Below are 22576 nucleotides of genomic sequence, written 5' to 3' on the forward strand. Positions count from 1 at the left end.
TGATAGAAAAGGTATGTTACATTTTGGTAACAATAACGAGAGGTGTCCAAATGGGATTTAATAATTATAAAAAAAGCATAATAGCGTTGACTATTATGGGTGCATTGAGCGCACACAATGTAATGGCTGCAGACAGTGCATCATCGGGCTTTTTAACAGGTGTTGTGGAATCTAGCCAGGGTCAGCAATTGTCAGGGGCTGTGATAGAAATAAAAAATGAAGAAACAGGCCTAACACGTACACTTGTTACATCAGAAAATGGCTCATACCGTTTTCCTCTATTACCAACGGGTTCTTATACCGTGTCTGTAAAAAAAGACGGTTATGTACTGGCTCAAGAGTCTGGTTTAAGAATCAATATGGGTGTTAAAACAAGTTTACCTGTGACGCTATACGCATCAGGAGAAAAACCTGAAGTGATTGAAGTGATGGGTAATCGAATTAGTTCAATTGATGTTTCATCAAGTGAGTCTGTTACTTTTGTTGACCAAGAATTATTGGCACGCGTACCAGTCGCACGTGATGTAACTTCAGTTGCATTATTAGCGCCAGGAACGACACAAGGTGATGCAGGTTTCGGTAATTTAGCATCATTTGGTGGCGCGTCAGTGGGTGAAAATAGTTACTATGTGAATGGCATGAACGTAACTAACTTCAGAAACGGTTTAGGTGGTGCAGATGTACCATTTGAATTTTACGATACATTTGAAGTTAAAACCGGTGGCTACTCTGCAGAATTTGGTCGCTCTACTGGTGGGGTAGTCAACGCGACAACCAAACGTGGTACAAATGAATTTGTATGGGGTGCGAGCACCTATTTCGAGCCAAGCTCAATGGCAGAAGACATTCCACAAACATACCGTACAGAGGAAGGGGTCGATCTTTACGGCACTGAATATTTTAATGGCGACCAAAGTCAGCGTAAAGTTGGTGAAAATGACTATAACTTATGGGCTGGCGGTTCAATTGTTGAAGATAAGTTATTCTTTTTTGGTTTAGTTAATTACAACGAACGTGTCTCTGACTATGCATCAACTTCTAATAAGTATGAACGTGAGTCAGGCGACTTATTTGTAGCACTTAAACTTGATTACTATATTACAGATGATCACATTTTAGAGTTCACGGGTTGGGATAGTTCAAGTGATCTTGATAGTATTAAATACAATTGGGATCCAGAGGCAAGTCAAATTACTAGCCGTCGAGGTGACTATACTTTAAAACGCGGTGGTAAGACTTATTCATTAAAATACACAGGTATTTTATCTGACACTTTAACGGTCAGTGCGATGGGTGGAATTAACGAAGCGAACTACAGTAATGTAAACGCTGGTTCGAGTCCGTTTGGTGAATACCCCATGGTTTACGAGCGCTTTAGCGGTACTGATTTAGGCGAGTGGGCTTTAAGCTCGCCTAGTTTACAAGAAGATAAACGTACTGCTTATCGTCTTGATTTTGACTGGTATGCGACAGATTCTCATACACTACGTTTTGGTCTAGATTATGAAGAGCTTGATTCTACTGAGAATACTCAACGTTCAGGTGGTGTTGCTTATCGTTATCAAGGCTGTGATGATTTAGATGCTGTGAAAGCCGGTGACCCGTCTAGCTGTGGTGTGGTTCGCCAAGAGTTTTATATAAACAACGGTGATTTCACAACGAAAAGCTCTGCATACTATATTACTGATACGTGGACAGTGACCGATAACTTAACCCTATCACTTGGTTTACGTAATGAAACCTTCGAAAACTATAATAAAGAAAATCAAAAATTTGTTGATGTGTCAGATCAATGGGCGCCGCGCTTAGGTGCAAGTTGGGACCCATTCGGTGAAGGCGAGTTTAAAGTATTTGCAAACTACGGTCGTTACTTCTTACCAGTTGCAACAAATACCAACATTCGTCTAGCTGGTGATGAACTGTACACTCGTCAGTTTTTCGAAGTGTTAGGAATTGCAGATGATATTTCGAAGGCGCCTATTCTTGGAGAAGCATTGTCGGCAAAAGATATCCTTGCTGATGGTACGTTAAAAGGCACGGATGAAACAGTTAACGCTGACATTGAGCCAATGTATCAAGATGAGTTTATCTTAGGTTTCCAAACGGTATTAACTGAAGATTGGAGTATGGGTGTAAAAGCGACATACCGTGACTTGAAAAGCTCATTAGAAGATATCGCGATCGATAAAGGCTTTAACGATTATGTTGAGCGAGAGTTTGGTAGTTCATGTACCATGTGTGATGGTTTCCATTATTATGTACTAACAAATCCAGGTGAAGACGTAACAATTACCACTGACCCTGATGGCGATGGTCCACTTGCATACGGAGCCTACACGATTCCAAATTCAGATTTAGGCTATCCTAAAGCTGAGCGTCAGTATGGTGCTGTTGATGTGAACTTCAATAAAGCATGGGCTGATGGCTGGATGTTAGACTTTACCTACACATGGTCACATAGCTGGGGTAATAATGAAGGTTATGTTCGTTCAGATAATGAACAGACCGATGCTGGTTTAACAACTAACTTTGACCAACCAGGCTTAACGGATGGTGCGTCTGGTAACTTACCAAATGACAGACGCCATCAGGTTAAGATGCAGTTTGCTTATGAAATTACAGAAAACCTAACAATGGGTTCTAATTTTTTCTGGCGTACTGGTCGTCCTTATGGAGCATTTGGTCTACACCCAACTGATGCCTTTGCATCTTTATATGGTGCAGAAGCATTCTATAAAGACGGTGAGCTGGTGCCTCGTGGCAGTGCAGGACGCACACCAAACACTTGGAACCTAGATTTAAGTCTGCAATATAACATGAAAATTTCTGAGCATGACTTAACATTTAGAGCGGATGTATTCAATGTATTCAACAATGATGAAATAACGGAATACAATGAAACTGCAGAATTTATTTCAGCATATGATCCGGATTTTGGTGGTTATCGAGGTGCAGCTAACCCAGATTACTTGTTAGCAACTAACTATCAAAAGCCGCGTTATGTTCGTTTAAGCGCAAGCTTTAAGTTTTAAGACAGCACTCTAAGTCGTTTAATAATTAAAGCCTTTTCATTTGAAAAGGCTTTTTTAATAAAAAAACGCAGCTGGAATGAGCAGCTGCGTTTTGTAGAGTTAAAGCATGTTTGCCTTGCATGCTTTGTCGAGGAACTTGTTAACCTGTTAGCGCATCAACGTGTACAACATCGTTTAATACAATGACTTCTGCACGTTTAAAAAAGTTAAAGTCGGTTGCGGTTGCTAATGTATATGCACCCATCATGCGACTGATGATTAAATCACCGTTGTTTAGTTTTGGTAGCATAATTGACTCGCTTACTACGTCAATACTGTCACATGTTGGGCCTGCCAGTACCGATTCTACGCGCTCGCCTGACTGTTTTAATGAGTCAATCGGGTAACTCGCTTCGTCAAAAAGTAAACCACTGAATGAGCCATAGATACCATCATCTAAGTAATACCATGGTTTGCCTTCGCGTACAGCTTGACCCATGACTGATGCAACACTGGTGACGGCACCGGCAACAATAAAGCGGCCGGGTTCAGCAATTACACGAACGGTGTCTGGTAATTGCGCTAACGCGTCGTTTATTGGCGCACAAAACTCATCAATAGGCAGTACATCTTTGTTATAAGGCACAGGGAAACCGCCACCAATATCAAGCGTGCTTAATGCAGGTAATCCCAGCGCTGTCACTTCATTAATTACGTGGTTACATGCTGAAATTGCTGTAACGTACTTGCTTGGGCTTGCTGTCTGCGAACCAACATGGAACGATAAACCTTTAATACGAATACCCAGTTGCTGTGCGTAGGTAATAATGTCAATCGCCATTGCAGGGCTGCAACCAAACTTTTTCGATAAATCAGCAAATGAGTCTGCATTACGAAAGCTTAAGCGAACAAGAAGTTCAACGTCGTCTTTGTATGCAATGAACTTTTCGAGTTCGTTGATGTTATCAACCACAAACACATTGCAACCGTATTCAAGTGCATCACGAATGTCTGCATCGCGTTTTATTGGGTGAGTGTGAATAGTACGCTCACTGGGCACGCCTTGGTTTGCAACTAAATCAATTTCCCCACTGGTTGCTAAGTCAAAGCTTGCACCTTCTTCAAGTAAAGTTCGTACAACAGCAGCATGCGGGAGTGGTTTCAGTGCAAAGTATAAAGTCACACCCGGCAAAGCACGGCTTAAAGCTCGGTACTGTTGGCGAACAGACTCGCAGTCTAAAACCATTAGCGGGGCACCGTGTTGTGCAACTAATTGCTCAATAAGTTGATTTGACGGTTGTGCAAAATGTAATGTTTGGTTTGCAGCAACCGTAGCTGCAGGTACTTTGATTGTTAAGTCTTGTGTAAGTGTTGAAATAGCCATTTTACTCTCCGGCAATTAAGCAACCGCTCGGTAAAAATGGAAGTCCGAGTCAGTTGAGTGTCATTAAAAGCGCACATATTTATAAAGGGTGTGCAATCAAATTCACTCTTGGATAGTTGCTCTATCGCCTTGCTACAAACAGGGTTTGTAATGTACTCGGATTGGCTATCATCAAGAAGCAGCGAGATAATAGATCTGGTTTTTTATTTGTGCAATAAAATTTTTTAGGAAAATAAAAATAATTTTTTATTGTTATTTTTCAAGGGTATAAATCGATTAATAATATTTATTCTATGGATTAATATTGTTTGTTAAACGAAAAAAATCCCCTTTAAAAAGGGGATTTATCAATTCTATAATTGCAGAACCTTGCCGCTAATTAGCGTGCATTGGTACTTTCAAATATTTTATCAGCAGAGGCCGCCACAAAGCCTGTGTAAAGTTCGCCATCGGGTTTTGGATAACGTAGTGCGAACTCGTAAAAACAGCTTGGTACTGCCATTTTACCATCACTAAATTCTACTTCACTGTCATCAGCTAAAGTTGATGATTGTTCAAGAAGTACCTCTGGTGAGCCTTTAATTTCACCGCCAGAGGTATTGAGTGCAAAGCCTGCGTCTTTCAATGCTTGGTTTACGCTCTCAATGTTATCAAACTTGGCAAGTTCGTTAATGCTAACTGTGAAGTGATTGGCACGGTAGCCCCATGCTGACATCCACGCTGCATATTCACTCTCAGCTAATAGTTTTTTGTAAGTGTCTGAGCTTACTTGCCAATGAGTCCCTGAGTATAAAAAGTTATCAGCAGTGACGGCATCGGCATCAATTTTTTCTACCATGTCGTTAACAATGGCTTGTAACTCTGCTGAACATTGCTCTACAAGTAATTCAGAAATAAACACTTTAGGTTGTTTCGGATCTGAATGTTCATAGTGCTTTGCATACAGTTTTTTTGCTTCGAAGTGGTATTCACCACACTCTTTATAGCCCACGGCTAAGAAGTGGGCTGCGAGCTTTTCGAGGCCAATCTTTTCATGGTTAAAAGTACGTAATGCAATGTGGTCGTTTATTACATCATCTTTTTGTGTCGAACCCAGTAACTCATGAACTTTCACTGCCGAAGGCGTAACTGATAAATAGTTATCCCAGAGTTTTTCAAATAGGGCATTTACATCTGTGTGCATTTTAAATTCCTTCATTTAAGGCGGTAAGACCGCCAATCAATTATTCAATAATTAAGCCCGGCGCAAGGGTTTGAGGTAAGTTAACTTTGTCGGCCTCTACAGAAGCAACAGGGTATGCACAGTAGTCTGCTGCATAGTATGCGCTTGCTCTGTGGTTTCCGCTTGCCCCAATACCACCAAACGGTGCGGCGCTAGAAGCCCCTGTTATTGGACGATTCCAGTTAACAATACCAGCACGAATACGTTTTAAGAAGTGATCATAGTCTGCACTTGCATCACTTAATAAACCGGCAGATAAACCAAATGCGGTGTTATTTGCCTCTTCAATCGCGCTATCAAAGTCTGTATAGCGATATACCTTGATGAGTGGTCCAAAGTGCTCTTCATCAGGCATCTCTTTTACATTCGTCACATCAATAATTCCTGGGCTTACAAAGCCTGTGCCCGGTTGTAGATGTGTTAGTTCAACAAGGGGAGTTGCCCCCATTTCAATAAGTTGTTGCTGCGCAGCAACCATGCCAAGCGCTGCTTTTTCGCTGATCATTGCGCCCATAAATGGCTGCTCTTCACTAAAGCTATCTGCGACGACAATGTGCTTAGTTGCTGCCACTAATTTGTCTAAGATAGCATCACCATTTTGTGTATTCTCAATGAATAATCGGCGTGCACAGGTACAGCGTTGACCTGAGGTAATAAAACCTGATTGAATGATATCGTGAACCGCAGCGTTGATATCAGCGACACCTTTTACAATAAGCGGGTTATTACCGCCCATCTCCAACGCTAAAATTTTACCTGGGTTGCCTGCAAATTGTTTATGTAATAGGTGACCTGTGTTTGAGCTGCCGGTAAAGAATAAACCATCAATATCTTTATGGCTGGCAAGGGCAATCCCAGTATCCACTTCACCTTGTACAAGGTTGATGACACCTGCTGGTAAACCGGCTTTTAGCCACAGTTTTAATGTAAACTCTGCAACATGAGGGGTCAGTTCAGAAGGTTTAAACACCACGGTATTACCCGCTAAAATGGCAGGAACAATGTGGCCATTTGGTAAGTGACCAGGGAAATTGTAAGGGCCAAACACTGCGACAACACCGTGTGGTTTGTGTCGAATAAACGCTTTGGCGCCTGGCATTGGGTTTTCGGTTGTGCCAGTACGTTCGTGGTATGCTTTAATTGAAATAGCAATTTTACCGGTCATCGCGCCTACTTCAGTGCGCGTTTCCCATAATGGCTTACCTGTTTCACGGGCAATAATTGTTGCAAACTCTTCGCTATGTTCTTTTAATTGGTCTGCGAAGCGCTCTAATACTGCAATGCGTTCATCAACGGTTTTGTCTGCCCAGTCTAGTTGTGCTTCTCGTGCTGCTTTTATGGCAGCATCCACTTGCTCTGCTGTGGCTGTTTTGCCTTGCCAAACAATATCACCATTGCTTGGGTTAACAGAGTTGAACTCGTGGCCTAGACCATGCTGCCACTGGTTATTTATTAATTGCGTATCTTGAGTTATTTGACTCACCGTAATCTCCTTAAGCGGCTACAGGCGGAAAAATCGCGCTGCATCCCCTTGTTTTAATTTAAGTGCATTGGCCACTTCTTGGCTGACAATAAGCGTGTGTTTTGCGTGGTTATAATGAGCATGCTTTGTGAATGTGGCTCTAAAGTCATTCACACCTTGATTGCAGATTGCCAATGTGTCTGAGCTTTTTTCGTTTATATGCGCCAGTTCAGCAATGGTAATAGGGCATACCTGTGATTCACGAATGCTGCGAATATTGCCAAGTTTTGCTTCTACCGTGGGGCCTGCATCGAATAGGTCAACATAGCCGCGATGCTCAAACCCTTCTTTTTCGAGTAGTTTGAGTGCTGGTTTGGTTTTTTCGTGCACTTTACCAATCACAGCTTGCGCTTTTTTGCTTAAAAGGTTGGCATAAATTGGGTATTTTGGCATGAGTTCGCTAATGAATACTTTATCGCCCAAGCCCACTAAGTGATCTGCTTGTGGGAACTCAATACTAAAAAAGTGTTCTTGTAACCATTGCCAAAAGGGTGAATGTCCTTTTTCATCACTGACACCGCGCATTTCTGCGATAACGGTGTCTGCAAAACGCTCACTGTGCTGCGCCATAAATAAAAAGCGCGAGCGTGATAAAAATCGTCCGGTTAACCCTTTACGGTTTTGCTCACGTAAAAATAAGGTACAAATTTCGGAACAGCCTGTGTAATCATTACACATGCTCAAAATATCAACCGTGTTATACACGTTAAGCGTGCGAGAATGATGGACTGTTTTACCTAAGTGATAATGATAAAGTGGGACCGACATACCTACCGCAGCCTCAATGGCTGTGGTACCAATGACTTGACCGGATTTACTGTCTTCTAAAACAAATAAATAGGTTTCATCATGTGGTTTGTTGATGTCTTTGGCAAAACTGCGTTCAGCGCGGTCAATTTTTTCTAGCAATAAATTGTCATCAACCGGGAGTGAGGTAAAACCATGGCCCGATTCAATGGCAATTTGCTTTAAAGCTGCAAAATCATTTGCAGTAATTGGACGTAATACTTGCATTCATTGCTCTCCGATGGCGTGCTGAATTAACAGCACGCCAACTTGGATTAACCGTTTACAACGTCTGCAACCGCTTTTTCAAAGCGTGCTAAACCTTCTTTGATATCTTCAAGTGGGATCACTAAAGAAGGCGTAAAGCGCACAACATTTGTGCCAGCAACTAGGCTCATTAAACCGTGCTGAGTGCTTGCAACGAGGAAGTCACGAGAACGGCCTTCATATTTACTGTTAAGCACTGCACCTAATAATAGACCCTTACCACGTACTTCACTAAATACGTCGTATTTTTCGTTAATGGCTTTTAAGCCATCACGTAAAAGTTGTTCGCGCTCTTTAACTCCAGCAAGCACGTCTGGTGTGTTAACTGTATCGAATGCCGCTTCAGCTACAGCGCACGCTAATGGATTACCGCCATAAGTAGAGCCATGTGTCCCTACTTTTAGGTGCTCGGCAATATCAGCTTTGGTGATCATGGCACCGATAGGGAAGCCACCACCCAGTGCTTTTGCTGTTGTTAGGATATCAGGTGTTACGTCTAAATCTTGGTAAGCGTATAGAGCGCCTGTGCGGCCAACACCCGTTTGTACTTCATCAAAAATGAGAAGTGCGTTGTGTTTGTCACATAATGCGCGGACCCCTTTAACAAAGTCGCTAGTTGGCGAAATAATACCGCCTTCACCTTGCAAAGGTTCCATCATAACCGCACATGTGTTGTCGCTGATAAGCGCTTCAAATGCAGCAAGGTCATTGTAATCACAATGATCGATGGCAGCTGGTTTTGGACCAAAGCCATCAGAATACGCCGCTTGACCACCTACCGTTACAGTAAAAAATGTACGGCCATGAAAGCCTTTATTAAAGGCAATAATTTGATTCTTTTGTTCACCATGTACATCTAATGCCCAACGACGCGCGAGTTTTAAAGCGGCTTCGTTTGCTTCTGCCCCTGAGTTTGCAAAATAAACCTTATCAGCAAAGGTCGCATCAGTGAGCTTCTTAGCCAAACGCAATGCCGGTTCGTTCGTCATTACATTTGATAAATGCCAAATTTTCTCGCCTTGCTCTTTTAATGCATTAACAAGGGCAGGGTGACAATGACCTAAGCAGTTCACTGCAATACCACCTGCAAAGTCGATAAACTCTTTACCGTTTTGATCCCACACGCGTGAACCCTCGCCACGAACTGGGATAACCTCTGAAGGGTTATAGTTTGGCACCATTACGTCGTTGAATAATTCTCTTGTTACTTGCATGTGTTGCACCTAAATCTGGCTTAATATGAAAAAATTAAAATTGCAAAAACTAGGTTAGTTAAGCCGTTCCTGCCTAGTTACGCACGATGAGATTATTTTTCTTATCAATTATTTATATTATCTGGTTTGCGAACTTAAATTTGCAGTGCTATTTTGTGTAAATTGACTAAAATAAAAAGCATATTGACGAAAGAATTAAACAAAATGATAACTCCTCAAGATGAAAAGTTGCTTGCGATATTAAAAACTAACGCTCGCGCAAGTGTGTCGGATTTAGCAAGGGCCTTAAATTTATCACGCTCTACGGTACAAAGTAGGATGTTAAGGCTGGAAGAGTCGGGTGTGATCAAAGGGTATAGCGTTGATTACGGTGATGCCTATTTAAGCCAAATGGTCTCAGCGCATGTATCAATTAAGGTGAAACAAAAGTTAACCACAAAAACGAATATAGAACTGAAGCAAATTGACGCAATTTCTCAGCTTTATGCGATTAGTGGTGAATTTGATTTGATTGCAGTCGTACAAGCTCAAAACCTCGAAAAATTGAGTCATTTGCTTGATGATATAGGTAATCTAGATGGAGTAGAAAGAACAACTTCGTCGGTAATATTAGAAACAAAGTTTAAGCGCTAATAGGGCCATTTAGCGCTTAATGTTGGCTTAGTTGCTTGCTTTACGAATAACTTTCTTTTCAACTTCATCCAGTTTTATGACGTAGGCATTGCCGCCAATGCCTTTAAATTCTTCATCGGTAAACACGATGGTGTTGTCATCATAAAAGGTGACAGCCTCTTTTTGAGTAACGATACCTAGGTCGATACGTGATACATCACCCGAAAAGAATTTGTCTTCTTTAAAGTTTTCAAATAGCCAGATACTTGTTGAATCGAGAAGAACCAACTTAGTTCTATCGGGGCTTAAAGCCGCGGAGGTGATCCAACATAACTTTTCTAATGTGGTACAGGTCTGAAATGAATCAATCAGCTCAGCGTCAAAATTAGCAGCGTGATCGCCTACTTTATAGACATTCGTTATACCATCAAATGGTTCTGTTCTATTTTTAGTAAATAAGTATAAATGACGACCGAAGGCGACAAAGGCCTCTAGGTCAAAGTTTCGTTTGTCAGGCTCAATAGGGGTGCCATCCATTTCTGGATAGGTGAATTTGATGATTTCGGCTTCAGTTGTGTCCCCTTTGATATCAATGGGGTTTTCGATTTTATAAATTGTTAGCCATTTTCTGTCGTTTTTATTATTGCCGAAATCGCCTAAGAAGAAATGCCCGAAGGTGTTTTGGGTCATGTCCTCCCAGTCAATGTTTTTGGCATTAGTGACAAGGATTTCTTTGGCAATTGAACCATCTTGGTTAAGGCGGTATAACTTGGGCTTATCGCCACTGTCGTTTATTGCCCAAAGCCGTTTGTATTTATCAAATTCAATACCAGAGATTTCTTTGACTTTAGGATCAACAGTTAATCGCTTTTTACTGTAAAGGGTGTAAATAGAAGACCCGACCAGCGCTGCAACAACAGTCACGGCAAGGATAAAAAAGGTGAATACGCTTTTCTTTAACATTAACAAGGAAATGGCTTTGGAAGATGTAAAGTAGTATACCCTACAATCTTTATCTTTGTATATTCCATACCCCAGTTCCTGTCGCGGCCATAAAGTTAATATTGTCTTGCAAGACTTTGTGTCCAACATTCACTGATGATTCTGGGTGGCTGACTAAATAACCTTGTACACTGCGTATCCCCATTGATTTTACGAGTTCAAACTGGGCAAATTCTTCGACACCCTCAGCCACAATTTTTAGTCCTAATTTATGGCCAAGCTCACTGATTGAATGCAGTATTTCATTGTATTTAGGATTGCTATTCGCTTGGGCAATAAACAGACGATCGAGTTTAATGACGTCGATTGGTAAATCAGCCAGTGTGCTTAACGAGCTAAAACCTGTGCCAAAGTCATCAATTGCAATAGTGACGCCACTGGCTCGTAATTTCTCAAGCTGCTGAATAATGTGTTTACTGGCTGTAATAAGTGTTGATTCGGTTATTTCTAACATTAAGGCACTTGCAGGCAAGCCTGTTTTAGCCAATATGTTCATTACCCAATCATACACAGCGCGATGTTTAAGTTGAATGCCTGATATATTCACCGATATTTTAACTTTTTTCATCCCTGCGTTATACCACGCTGACATTTGTCTGCATGATTCGAGTAAAATCCAATCGCCTAGTTCGAGGATCAGGTTCGATTCTTCGGCAATAGGAATAAACTCAGCAGGTGCGATTGCGCCTTCTACCGGATGATCCCAGCGGGTGAGAGCTTCAAAGTAATCGATAGTGCAGTTTTCTACGTGCACAATTGGCTGGAACGATAAATGAAAGTTCTCGCAGGCAATCGCCAAACGCATTTCTTCAAGTAAATAGTGATAACGGCGCATTTTATTGCCCATTTCGGGGGAGTACACCTTAAAGATACCGCGACCATCTGTTTTAGCGCGATACATTGCAACATCGGCCATTTGTAATAATGCATGGGGCGTTGCTGCACTATCGGGATAAACGGCAATACCAATACTGGCACTAATTTTAATCAGTTTATTGCCGAGTACAAAATCGCGTTCGATTTCTTGCAATACATTTTGCGCAATTTCTAGGGCTTTATCTTTGTGGTCGAGCTGACTTATAAAGATTGAAAACTCATCACCGCCTAGACGCGCTAAGTTTTGTTCAAGCCCATTTGTAGCAGACACATTATTAAGTTTATGGTGGCGTACCACACTGGTTAAACGGGCTGCAACTTGAATAAGCACTTCGTCACCAAAGCTGTGCCCGAATGAATCGTTAACTTGTTTAAACCCGTCTAAATCGATGAATAATAACGCGCAATTTAACTTATCGATTTCAGCCAGACTTAATTGCCTTGTTAAATGTTCAATATAGGCATGGCGGTCAATTAACAGCGTTAATTTGTCTTGGCAGATACTGACCTGCGATTCGTGGGTGTAGGTCGTAATGTGTGAGCTTAATGTATGAATGTGTGTTTTTAGCTGGCTTACTATTGGTTGGCTTGTATCGTTATTACGCGCTAAATGTAAGGATTTGAGAAGGTTTGATAGTTGATTATTGAGCTCAGTTAAGGTGTGTGTATCGTTTTCTGTTTGTCTTTTTATATTGATAAGCCAACTAATCGCTAAACCGAGCAATAAAAATATACTGATATTGATGGGCGAGAGGAGCGTTGACCAAAACAGGGATGATGCACTGATAGTAATAAATGAAGTGGGTGTTGATTTGACTACAACATACTGCAGCTCATCTTTGTTAATGAGTTGCTGACCTCTAAACACCATATTATACCACGGTGCAGATTCTAGCTGAGTGTTTACTTTTGGCTGAGATTGTAACTGCGTATTATTATTGAAATGCGCTAAATCATTAACTTGTTTCGTTAATAAAATATTTAAACCATACACAAATGCAATTAAGGTAATAATACAAATAGATAATGTACGAAACGCGTTGGTCATTAGTCGCTACCATCCCGGGTAAAATAGTTTTTAACCCACTTCTGAGTTTTTCCAGTATATTGTTTGTCACTAAAATAGACAAAGTCTTTTTAATGTAATTAATTTGTTAATAGTTTTGCAAGTGAAAAATTTTGCATCTACGTTAGTGTTTTTACTCTATTTTTGACTTAAATTTTATTCACTTTACCCCTGTCTACTTGTTAACTACTTTTATGAGTATGCGCTGATCAAAACAATAAAAGAGCCTGAAAATTAAGTGTATTTTATTTTCAACTTGGTTCGGTTATTGCTCTTATTGAATAAGCAATATGATTTTGAGTACTTTTATTTATTTTGCGCACTGAAATGGTGCGAAAAATAAAAAATTGCACTGTCATAATGCGTAAATATAGATTTGATTTACTAAAGCAAAATGCATGCTTTAGATTGGACGTTGTTTTAAATCATGTAACGCACAGCCTCCGTCTGTTGAGTAGTTGAACACGGCACTGTGGCAAGGATTAATTTACCGATTGGTTGAATTGGAGCCCACTATGTTAAGTAAACGTTTTTTTAAGACTAAAGACGAAACAGAAGTCACTTTTGAATTTCAGCACCCTGATGCTGAAGATGTGCAATTAGTTGCTGAATTTACAGATTGGCAACCTGTGCCAATGAAGTTCAGTAAAAAAGAACAAGTATTCAAGTGTAAGCAACGTCTGCCGTTGGATAAAGAATTTCATTTCCGCTATCTGATCAATGGCCAAGTTTGGGATAACGATCATCAAGCTGATGGGTATATTCCAAACGGTTTTGGTACCGAAAACAGTATTGTTAACACTCAACGCGCTTAGGTGTATTAATGCAGTCACTTGCGCAGTTATTTTATCTGCATGGTATCGGTTACGAATATACAAAGTACACTGGCGAGCACGTCGTTTTTGATGAAAGTACGCGCCGCAGTGCACTCAGTTGTTGTGGTATCGATTGCACTGATACAGACACCATTAACCAGCTCAACTTTGCCCTGGATGCAGGAACGTGGTTAACGTTATTACCTAACGTTAGCCTTGTTGAGTCAGATGAGCCCTTTTTACGAGTGCGAGTTGATGAGCGTCTTTTATCACGCGGCTGTGAGTTACGCCTGCCATCGCTCGATATTGTTGTTAGTCGAGAGAACTTGCACGAATTGAGCGTGACAGGTGATTACCGTTTTAATGATATTCGTTACCTTGAAGTAGCGCTTCCCTTACCCGACATGCCCATAGGCTATCATGATGCTGTGATTACAGTGGCTGATCAAGAAGCACATTCTGAGCTGTGGATCATGCCAAAACAGTGCTTTACAGTGGATGATAAAAAGCGCTTGGGTGTGTCGATACAGCTATATAGCCTATTTAACGCGCACGGTTTAGGTATTGGCGATTTTGCAGATTTAGCGTCGCTAATGCGCGAAGCTGCGGCCAATGGTATGGATTATATTTTATTAAATCCATTGCATTTATTGTTCGAACACAGCCCTGAGCGTGCCAGTCCGTATAGCCCTAATAGTCGTGCGTTATTAAATCCGCTTTATATTGCATTGTCATTATGCGAAGACGCGAAAGATAATTTGGCACTTGAAAAGCTGCTTAATGAAAAACCGCAAGGCACCGATACATACATTGATTACACAAGTGTCAGTGATTTTAAATACCAATTATTTAGCTGTTTGTATCATCACTTTCGTGAGACAGCATCGATTGAGCGTAAAGCACAATTCGAAGCATTTTGCCTAACTCACAAACACAGTTTAGCAACGCTGGTGGTGGGTGATAATGAATACGCAAGCTACTTGCAATGGCAAGCGCATTTACAGCTTAACCTATGCCAGCAAATAGCGAATGAATGTGGTATGGATATTGGTCTCATCAACGATTTAGCGGTGGGGTGTGCGGGTGACGGCAGTGAATACCGTAGCCAAGATGAGCTATTTTCTCATGGTGCAAATGTTGGCGCACCGCCAGACCCATGGGCTGAACAAGGACAAAACTGGGGCTTACCTGCACTCAACCCGCAGAAATTAAGTAAAGATAATTTTGCGTTTTATCGATCGCTTATTCGCGCCAATATGGAAGATGTGGGTGGGTTGCGAATAGACCATGTTATGGCTATTCGCAGGCTCTGGTGGTGTTTTGATAATCAAGGCCAACAGGATGGTTGCTATGTTTATTACCCTTTTGAGCATTTGTTAGCTATTTTAAAAATAGAGTCACACCTTAACCAATGCGTGGTTATAGGCGAAGATTTAGGGGTTGTGCCCACCGAAGTGCGTGATGCATTGAAAAGCAGTGCTATTTATTCCAATGGCTTATTTTACTTTGAAAAAGATCACAATGGTGAGTTTTTAGCCAGTGAACATTTTGCTCCACATAGCTTACTGATGATTGCTAATCATGATGTACCCCCCTTTAATGGCTGGTGGACAGGGCACGATATAACTGTTAAACAACAGTATAGCTTAGTTGATGAAGCGCAAAGCAACGCCTTGCTCGAAGCCAGAAAGATTGAAAAGCAACGTATGCTTAATTTCATCATGCGCGAAACTTCTCAGCAGCTGACCTTAGATACAGAGGCCTCTGTAGTATACCAAGCATTAGCATGTTGCCTTGCGGCAGCACCCGCTCGATTGTTTACCATTCAGATAGATGATTTAGATCAGCAAATTTTACCGGTGAATATTCCCGGAACGGATAAAGAATACCCCAACTGGCGGCGCTTATTGTCGCGCCCGACGCAGCAAATTATGCATTCGCAGCAGTCATTTTTAGCCAGTTTAATTTCTATAAGGAATCAATAAATGCGAAGTCGTGTTCGTCAAGAGCAAAGTGCACAACCACTGATTTATCAGTCGCAAATCGAGGCGTTGTCAGCAGGTTGTTTTAAAGATCCTTTTAGTTTCTTAGGACCGCATAAAATTAATGATAGCCGTTATGAAGTGCGCTGTTTTTTACCGGGTGCCACTATGGTATCTGTTGTTATGGGGTCGCAGCAGATTGCAGCTCAAAGGCAAGGGGAAAGTGATTTATTTGTAGCAACGATTGATTGCACATCAGTCCCTGAGTACCAGTTAGATGTGAGTTACGCCGACAAAGCGAGCCACAGACACTACGATGAATATAGTTTTGCGAGCACGCTCGATGAACAAGCAATGTATTTGTTTAATGAGGGCAGTTTAGAGCATGCTTATCGCCATTTGGGCGCGCATTTTACTACTCAACAAGGTGTAGAGGGCGTGCGCTTTACCGTATGGGCGCCAAATGCTAGCAGCGTATCGGTTATTGGTGAATTTAACTTTTGGCAACGCCAGCGTCACTTTATGCGTTTTCACCCAGCAAGTGGCGTATGGGAGTTATTTATTGCAGGGCTTAAAGAAGATCAGTGTTATAAATTTGCAATAACTACTCTAATGGGTGAAGTGCTCGATAAAGCCGACCCGTTTGCATTTAAAATGCAGCAAGCACCGGGTACAGCATCGGTTTTACACGCTAGCAAAGCAACCGTAAAACTTGATGAGCACGCCCTTAAAAATCGTGCAAAGCGTAATAGTATTGAATCGCCTATTAGTATTTACGAAGTACATGCGGGCTCTTGGCAGCGCAGAGATGATAGTAGCCGGTATCTAACGTGGCGTGAATTAGCTGATAATTTGATTCCCTATACCAAAGCTCTCGGGTTTACTCACTTACAGTTAATGCCAATTAGTGAATACCCGTTTGATGGTTCGTGGGGCTATCAGCCTGTTGGTTTATTTGCTGTGACAAGTCGTTACGGTAGTTTTGACGACTTTGTTTACTTTGTACAACAATGCCATGAGGCTAACTTAGGGATTATTCTTGATTGGGTCCCTGGGCACTTTCCAAGTGATCCCCATGGCTTACATCGCTTTGACGGCTCGCACTTATATGAACACGCCGATATACGGCAAGGATTCCACCCAGACTGGAATACATACATTTATAACTACGACCGTGCTGAAGTGCGCAGCTTTTTAATAGCCAATGCCATGTATTGGTTACACGAGTTTGGCATTGATGGCTTACGGGTTGATGCCGTGGCATCCATGCTTTACCTCGATTATAGCCGTGAAGAAGGGCAGTGGGTTGCGAACCAATATGGTGGGCGCGAAAACCTCGGAGCAATAGAATGTCTAAAGCAAGTTAATTTGCGCTGCTATGCTAATAACCCCGGCATAATGATGGTTGCTGAGGAATCGACAGCATGGCCAGGCGTAACCAGACACGTTGAGCATGATGGCTTAGGATTTGGCTATAAGTGGAACATGGGGTGGATGAACGACAGTTTGCACTACATGCAACGCGATCCTTTGTATCGTGCTCATCATCATCATGAAATGACATTTTCGATGGTGTATGCCTACAGCGAAAATTATGTCTTGCCATTAAGCCATGATGAAGTAGTGCACGGCAAAGGTTCCTTAATTGAAAAAATGCCGGGTGATGACTGGCAGAAATTTGCAAATTTACGCGCTTACTACGCCTTTATGTGGGCTCACCCAGGTAAAAAGTTGTTATTCATGGGGGCTGAGTTTGCCCAGCGTCGAGAATGGAATCATGATCAATCTCTTGACTGGCATTTACTGGAGCACACGAGTCATCGTGGTGTTCAAGAAACAATAAAAGCGCTCAATAAAGTGTATTGCAATACACCCGCACTTTACGAGCAAGATACAAGCCCCGCGGGGTTTGCGTGGCTCGATAGCAACAACTCAGCACAAAGCATTTTTAGCTTTATTCGCTATGCAAAACAAGCTGATGATTTTGTTGTGGTTGTGAGCAACTTAACCCCACAGGTTTACCATGATTACGTTATCGGGGTGCCAAAAGCAGGGCGTTATCAAGTGATCTTGAATACAGACAAACCCGAATTTTTTGGCTCAGGGGTTGAGGTAACAAGCGATCCTGAACAGATTATTTTAACTCAAAATATGCTCAATCATGGATTTACACAGTGCGTGGTCGTGTCATTACCAGGCCTTGCAACTGTGTACCTTAAGAAGGTGAGCGATGAGTCATAGTGTTGCACTTGAAACAGGGGTAACGATGCCGTTAGGCGCCTCGGTGCAGGGGGATGGGGTTAACTTTGCCGTCTATGCACCCCAGGCACACAGCCTATCTTTATGCTTATTTGACAGCAGCGGTCATTCAGAAATTCTCACACTGCCCATGCGAATGAATGAAGGGGGAGTGTGGACATTACGTGTTAGTCCTTTAAAAGCCGGTGCGTTGTATGGCTTTCGAGCTGATGGTGACTATGCACCTCAAAAAGGGTTATTTTTTAATCCTCATAAGTTATTGCTCGACCCTTATGCACGCGACATTTATGGCGAGTTTACGTGGAGCGAGCGCCACTACGGGCAGATGCCGGTTGGCACATTAAGCACTGTGAACAACGCGATAGATATGCCTAAATCACGCGTTAGAGAGCTTGCGCTTTACAAGGGCACTAAGCCACAGCACAGTTGGGGAAAAACCGTCATTTATGAGTGTCATGTAAAAGGCGCGACCTGTCGCCACCCTGATATACCGAAAGCGTTGCAAGGCAAATTTTTAGGCTTAAGCCACCCTCGTTTTATTGAACACTTGCGGACTTTAGGTATCACGTGTTTAGAACTTTTACCTATTCATGCGTTTATTAGTGAGCAATTTTTAACGGCTAAAGGGCTGCAAAATTATTGGGGCTACAACACGCTTAATTTTTTTATCCCACATAAAGACTACTTGGTCGACGATGATATTAGCGAGTTTCAAGAGATGGTCGCTGAGCTGCACAAAGCTGATATCGAAGTCATTCTAGATGTCGTCTATAACCACACCGCAGAGGCTGGCACTGATGGGCCGCTATTATCTCTACGTGGGTTAGATAATCTGGGTTATTACCGAACGGTTGCCGATAAGCCACAGCATTATATAAATGATACGGGCTGCGGAAATACGCTTAATATCGATTCACCACGTGCTTTGCAATTGGTGCTTGATAGCCTGCGTTATTGGGTAGAAGTAATGGGGGTTGATGGTTTTCGTTTTGATCTGGCCACCATACTTGGGCGCAATCCAAATGGTTTTAATCACGCGCATGCTTTTATGCAAGCTGTTAACCAAGACCCTGTTTTAAATAAAGTTAAATTAATAGCAGAGCCTTGGGATATAGGCCCAGGTGGTTATCAGCTCGGGGCATTTCCAGCGCCTTGGCGCGAATGGAACGACAAATACCGCGACACCGTAAGACGTTTTTGGAAGCAAGAACAAGGTGTAATAGGGGAACTTGCTAAGCGTTTACATGGCTCGTTTGATTTGTTTGAACATAACCTGCGTGGACCCCTTAATAGTATTAACTTTATCACCAGCCATGATGGATTTACCTTGGCCGACTTGGTGAGTTATGAACAAAAGCACAATGAAGCGAATGGCGAGCAAAATCGCGATGGACACAGTGCGAATCATTCCTTTAATTGCGGTGTAGAGGGGTATACCAGCGACCAAGCTATAAGCAAATTACGCTTGCAACAGCAAAAAAATATGCTGCTGACTTTGTTACTTTCCAAAGGGGTGCCTATGCTTTCTTTAGGAAGCGAAATGGCGCACTCGCAAGGCGGTAATAATAACGCTTATTGTCAGAATAATCGTACTAGTTGGCTTGCATGGAAAGAATCGCAATTTAACCATCCACTGACCCGATTTATTGATGATGTGCTTAGATTACGCAAGCAATTTAGCGTTTTTCAGCACCCTTTCTTTGTGCATGACGGTGACCCTCGTTATGCCGTTGCGTGGTTTACAGAATCAGGCACCGATATGCAACAAGATGACTGGCATCAGAGCGACCGTCAATTTTTAATGTATAGCCTGACTGATAAGCACACGAAACAAGCTTTACTGATTATTTTAAATGCTGGCTCCTTGCCTATCACTTGCCAATTACCGCGCTTATCAAGCGGTCAATGGTCTTTGGCACTTACCAGTATTCATTCGGTTTCGACAGCGAATGTTGATACCGAACAACAGATTGCTGCGATGAGCAGCTGGGTTTTTACCGCCGATTCAGAGGACTTAAGTCATGACTAAAAAAGGTGAACAAGCATGTGTTGTAAAAGGATGGCAAGATGCGCCTATTATTGATAAAAGCACCTTAGAGGATGACCTATCACGCCATTTTTATTACACCTTAGGGCGTGACAAAGTGGGTAAGTCACAACTGTATTTATACCATGCACTGGCGTTAACTATTCGCGACAGGCTTGTGGCGCGATGCCGTGACACAAAACAGCAAATACATGAACAAAAACGCCGCAAAACTGCTTACTTATCGCTGGAGTTTTTGATGGGGCGTGCATTGGGTAATGCGATTTTAAATCTTGACCTTGATGAGCAGGTAGCAAAGGCATTGCAACAGTATTGTACTGAGCTTGAAAGTGTTGCCGAAGCTGAACATGATGCAGGGCTTGGGAATGGTGGTTTAGGTCGCTTAGCTGCGTGTTTTTTAGATAGTTGTGCCAGCCTTGCGCTACCTGTTATTGGTTATGGCATTCGTTATGAATATGGCATGTTTAATCAAGCGATAGAAAATGGTCACCAAATTGAACAGCCCGATAACTGGTTACGCGAAGGCCACCCATGGGAGTTAAGCGCACCAGAGCAGTCTAAGCGAATCAAATTTTTTGGTCATGTAGAAAGTTACACCGACAAGCAAGGGCGTGTGCATCGTCAATGGCTCGATACCCAAGATGTCTTGGCGGTGCCATATGATGTGCCGATCCCGGGCTACAAAAACGATATTGTAAACACGTTACGGTTATGGAAGTCAGAGGCAACCGATGAGTTTGACTTGAGTGAGTTTAATGCGGGCAGTTACTCAGAAGCGGTGGCGCGTAAAAATCTCGCTGAACAAATCACCATGGTGCTTTACCCCAACGACAGTAGCGAAAATGGCAAAGAGTTGCGTTTACGTCAGCAGTATTTTTTATCGTCTGCCAGTATTCAAGATGTTGTTGATATTTGGGTAAACAAGTCAGGTGAAAACTTTGATGAGTTTGCTGACTACCATGTTTTTCAACTCAATGACACTCACCCCAGTATTGCGGTTGCAGAATTAATGCGCGTGTTAATCGATGACTATGAACTTGATTGGGATAAAGCGTGGCACATTACGACAAAAACCATGGCGTATACCAACCATACCTTGTTACCAGAAGCCTTAGAAAAATGGTCTGTGTCATTATTTTCGCGCTTATTACCGCGCATTTTAGAAATAATTTACGAAATTAATGCCCGTTTCCTCGCCGACGTCGCACAAGCATGGCCGGGAGATGTGGCTAAACAGCGCGCCCTTTCTCTGATTGAAGAGGGCCCAGAGCCACAAATTCGCATGGCGTACCTTGCGATTGTCGGCAGTTATTCTGTCAATGGTGTTGCGGCGCTTCATACTGAACTATTAAAAGCCGGTTTATTTAATGACTTTTATCAATTATGGCCGGAAAAATTCAACAACAAAACCAATGGTGTTACGCCGCGTCGGTGGCTTGCCCACTGTAATCCAGAACTGACTAAGTTACTGAACAGCAAAATTGGCGATGAATGGGTGGCTGACTTTAGCAAAATTGGCCAATTGCGCCGATATTACGACGATACCGAATTTCATACACAGTGGCAGGATGTTAAATATGCCAACAAACAACGTCTTGTTGAGCTTGTAAAAAGCCGATGTGGTGTTGAGTTTGACGCCACGATGATGTTCGACGTGCAAGTTAAACGCATTCATGAGTACAAGCGCCAATTACTTAATGTTTTGCATATTATTCATTTATACGACCGGATTCGTCAGGGCGATACAGAAAACTGTGTGCCACGTTGTGTACTCCTCGGGGGGAAAGCTGCGCCAGGTTATTACATGGCGAAGAAAATTATTAAGTTAATTAATAATGTGGCTGAAGTCATTAATAAAGACCCCCTTGCAAAGCCATATTTACGGGTTGCATTTTTACCTAATTACAACGTCAGCGCGATGGAAACGATTTGTCCTGCAACCGATTTATCTGAGCAAATATCAACAGCCGGTAAAGAAGCATCGGGCACTGGTAACATGAAGTTTATGATGAATGGCGCGTTGACGATAGGGACATTAGATGGTGCAAATATTGAAATCCGTGATGCTGTAGGTGCTGATAATTTCTTCTTGTTTGGCGCACGAGCAGAACAAGTTGACGATATAAAAGCGCACTATAATCCGGAGCAAGTTATTTATCAGACCGAAAGCTTATACAAAGTAATGCAACTCTTAGAAAGCGGTCATTTTAATTTATTTGAACCAAACTTATTCGACGACATTATTGCTGCGATAAAGAGTCCGCACGATCCATGGCTTGTAGCCCATGATTTTGCCAGCTTTGTTCAAGCGCAAGAGCAAGTTGAACAAGCCTATTTAGACAGCGCACACTGGACCAGAATGAGTATCTTGAATACTGCTGCCAGTGGCATGTTTTCAAGCGACAGAACCATTGGTCAATACAGCGATGATATTTGGCATTTGGAACCACTTTTAGACACGAGCGCACAGCAACACACACAGAAAAAAAGCAGCTAACTTAAGACGGAGAG

At 42.2% G+C, this 22576-nt stretch carries 14 protein-coding genes; 7 read left to right on the forward strand and 7 right to left on the reverse strand.

Features of this window, described 5'->3' with window-relative positions:
• Positions 1-50: 50 nt before the first annotated feature.
• A complete protein-coding gene (locus ACSSVW_RS01090; RefSeq protein WP_036972078.1) occupies positions 51-3032 on the forward strand; it encodes a TonB-dependent receptor in 2982 nt (993 codons plus the stop codon).
• A 139-nt stretch (positions 3033-3171) separates the two neighbouring features.
• Here ACSSVW_RS01090 and ACSSVW_RS01095 read toward each other — a convergent pair whose 3' ends face one another.
• The 5 genes from ACSSVW_RS01095 to ACSSVW_RS01115 all read right to left on the reverse strand — a co-directional run bounded on the left by ACSSVW_RS01095 (position 3172) and on the right by ACSSVW_RS01115 (position 9406).
• Positions 3172-4395: a type III PLP-dependent enzyme gene (locus ACSSVW_RS01095; protein WP_036972076.1), complete on the reverse strand. Its 1224-nt coding sequence runs from the start codon at positions 4393-4395 to the stop codon at positions 3172-3174.
• A gap of 379 nt (positions 4396-4774) precedes the next feature.
• Positions 4775-5578, reverse strand: coding sequence for a DUF1338 domain-containing protein (locus ACSSVW_RS01100; protein WP_118844849.1), 804 nt, complete (start codon positions 5576-5578; stop codon positions 4775-4777).
• Positions 5579-5618: 40 nt separating this feature from the next.
• A complete protein-coding gene (gene astD / locus ACSSVW_RS01105; RefSeq protein ID WP_454178808.1) occupies positions 5619-7091 on the reverse strand; it encodes a succinylglutamate-semialdehyde dehydrogenase in 1473 nt (490 codons plus the stop codon).
• A 27-nt stretch (positions 7092-7118) separates the two neighbouring features.
• Positions 7119-8153: an arginine N-succinyltransferase gene (gene astA / locus ACSSVW_RS01110; protein WP_454178655.1), complete on the reverse strand. Its 1035-nt coding sequence runs from the start codon at positions 8151-8153 to the stop codon at positions 7119-7121.
• A 47-nt stretch (positions 8154-8200) separates the two neighbouring features.
• Complete coding sequence (locus ACSSVW_RS01115) at positions 8201-9406, reverse strand: aspartate aminotransferase family protein (RefSeq protein ID WP_065979022.1); 1206 nt, start codon at positions 9404-9406, stop codon at positions 8201-8203.
• A 204-nt stretch (positions 9407-9610) separates the two neighbouring features.
• Here ACSSVW_RS01115 and ACSSVW_RS01120 point away from each other — a divergent pair, with 204 nt between their 5' ends.
• Positions 9611-10039, forward strand: coding sequence for an Lrp/AsnC family transcriptional regulator (locus ACSSVW_RS01120; protein ID WP_036972068.1), 429 nt, complete (start codon positions 9611-9613; stop codon positions 10037-10039).
• Between the two features lie 27 nt (positions 10040-10066).
• Here the strand turns inward: ACSSVW_RS01120 and ACSSVW_RS01125 are convergent, their stop codons facing one another.
• Both ACSSVW_RS01125 and ACSSVW_RS01130 read right to left on the reverse strand, forming a co-directional pair.
• Positions 10067-10981 (reverse strand): hypothetical protein, encoded by a 915-nt coding sequence (locus ACSSVW_RS01125; RefSeq protein WP_036972067.1) that lies wholly within the window; start codon positions 10979-10981, stop codon positions 10067-10069.
• Positions 10982-11030: 49 nt separating this feature from the next.
• The gene (locus ACSSVW_RS01130; protein WP_065979024.1) at positions 11031-12944 is read right to left on the reverse strand and encodes a putative bifunctional diguanylate cyclase/phosphodiesterase; all 1914 of its coding nucleotides are present in this window, start codon (positions 12942-12944) and stop codon (positions 11031-11033) included.
• Positions 12945-13477: 533 nt separating this feature from the next.
• Between ACSSVW_RS01130 and ACSSVW_RS01135 the strand changes: the two genes are divergently transcribed.
• Genes ACSSVW_RS01135 through ACSSVW_RS01155 form a run of 5 tightly spaced genes read left to right on the forward strand, consistent with a single transcriptional unit; the run spans position 13478 to position 22562 of the window.
• Complete coding sequence (locus ACSSVW_RS01135; RefSeq protein WP_036972063.1) at positions 13478-13777, forward strand: isoamylase early set domain-containing protein; 300 nt, start codon at positions 13478-13480, stop codon at positions 13775-13777.
• Between the two features lie 8 nt (positions 13778-13785).
• Complete coding sequence (malQ, locus tag ACSSVW_RS01140; RefSeq protein WP_454178656.1) at positions 13786-15762, forward strand: 4-alpha-glucanotransferase; 1977 nt, start codon at positions 13786-13788, stop codon at positions 15760-15762.
• Entirely contained in the window at positions 15763-18000 is a 2238-nt protein-coding gene (gene glgB, locus ACSSVW_RS01145) for a 1,4-alpha-glucan branching protein GlgB (RefSeq protein ID WP_454178657.1), read from the forward strand.
• Positions 17990-20047 (forward strand): glycogen debranching protein GlgX, encoded by a 2058-nt coding sequence (gene glgX / locus ACSSVW_RS01150; RefSeq protein WP_065979027.1) that lies wholly within the window; start codon positions 17990-17992, stop codon positions 20045-20047. The genes glgB and glgX overlap by 11 nt, the downstream gene beginning before the upstream one ends.
• The gene (locus ACSSVW_RS01155; RefSeq protein ID WP_454178658.1) at positions 20040-22562 is read left to right on the forward strand and encodes a glycogen/starch/alpha-glucan phosphorylase; all 2523 of its coding nucleotides are present in this window, start codon (positions 20040-20042) and stop codon (positions 22560-22562) included. Before glgX ends, ACSSVW_RS01155 begins: the two co-directional genes overlap by 8 nt.
• Positions 22563-22576 lie beyond the last annotated feature (14 nt).

This window comes from Pseudoalteromonas sp. MBR-15 (assembly GCF_053628915.1).

Coding starts and splice junctions, on each gene's coding strand:
- ACSSVW_RS01090 (WP_036972078.1), top strand. CDS start 51: ATGGGATTTAATAATTATAAAAAAAGCATAATAGCGTTGACTATTATG.
- ACSSVW_RS01095 (WP_036972076.1), bottom strand. CDS start 4,395: ATGGCTATTTCAACACTTACACAAGACTTAACAATCAAAGTACCTGCA.
- ACSSVW_RS01100 (WP_118844849.1), bottom strand. CDS start 5,578: ATGCACACAGATGTAAATGCCCTATTTGAAAAACTCTGGGATAACTAT.
- astA (WP_454178655.1), bottom strand. CDS start 8,153: ATGCAAGTATTACGTCCAATTACTGCAAATGATTTTGCAGCTTTAAAG.
- ACSSVW_RS01115 (WP_065979022.1), bottom strand. CDS start 9,406: ATGCAAGTAACAAGAGAATTATTCAACGACGTAATGGTGCCAAACTAT.
- ACSSVW_RS01120 (WP_036972068.1), top strand. CDS start 9,611: ATGATAACTCCTCAAGATGAAAAGTTGCTTGCGATATTAAAAACTAAC.
- ACSSVW_RS01125 (WP_036972067.1), bottom strand. CDS start 10,981: ATGTTAAAGAAAAGCGTATTCACCTTTTTTATCCTTGCCGTGACTGTT.
- ACSSVW_RS01130 (WP_065979024.1), bottom strand. CDS start 12,944: ATGACCAACGCGTTTCGTACATTATCTATTTGTATTATTACCTTAATT.
- ACSSVW_RS01135 (WP_036972063.1), top strand. CDS start 13,478: ATGTTAAGTAAACGTTTTTTTAAGACTAAAGACGAAACAGAAGTCACT.
- malQ (WP_454178656.1), top strand. CDS start 13,786: ATGCAGTCACTTGCGCAGTTATTTTATCTGCATGGTATCGGTTACGAA.
- glgB (WP_454178657.1), top strand. CDS start 15,763: ATGCGAAGTCGTGTTCGTCAAGAGCAAAGTGCACAACCACTGATTTAT.
- glgX (WP_065979027.1), top strand. CDS start 17,990: ATGAGTCATAGTGTTGCACTTGAAACAGGGGTAACGATGCCGTTAGGC.
- ACSSVW_RS01155 (WP_454178658.1), top strand. CDS start 20,040: ATGACTAAAAAAGGTGAACAAGCATGTGTTGTAAAAGGATGGCAAGAT.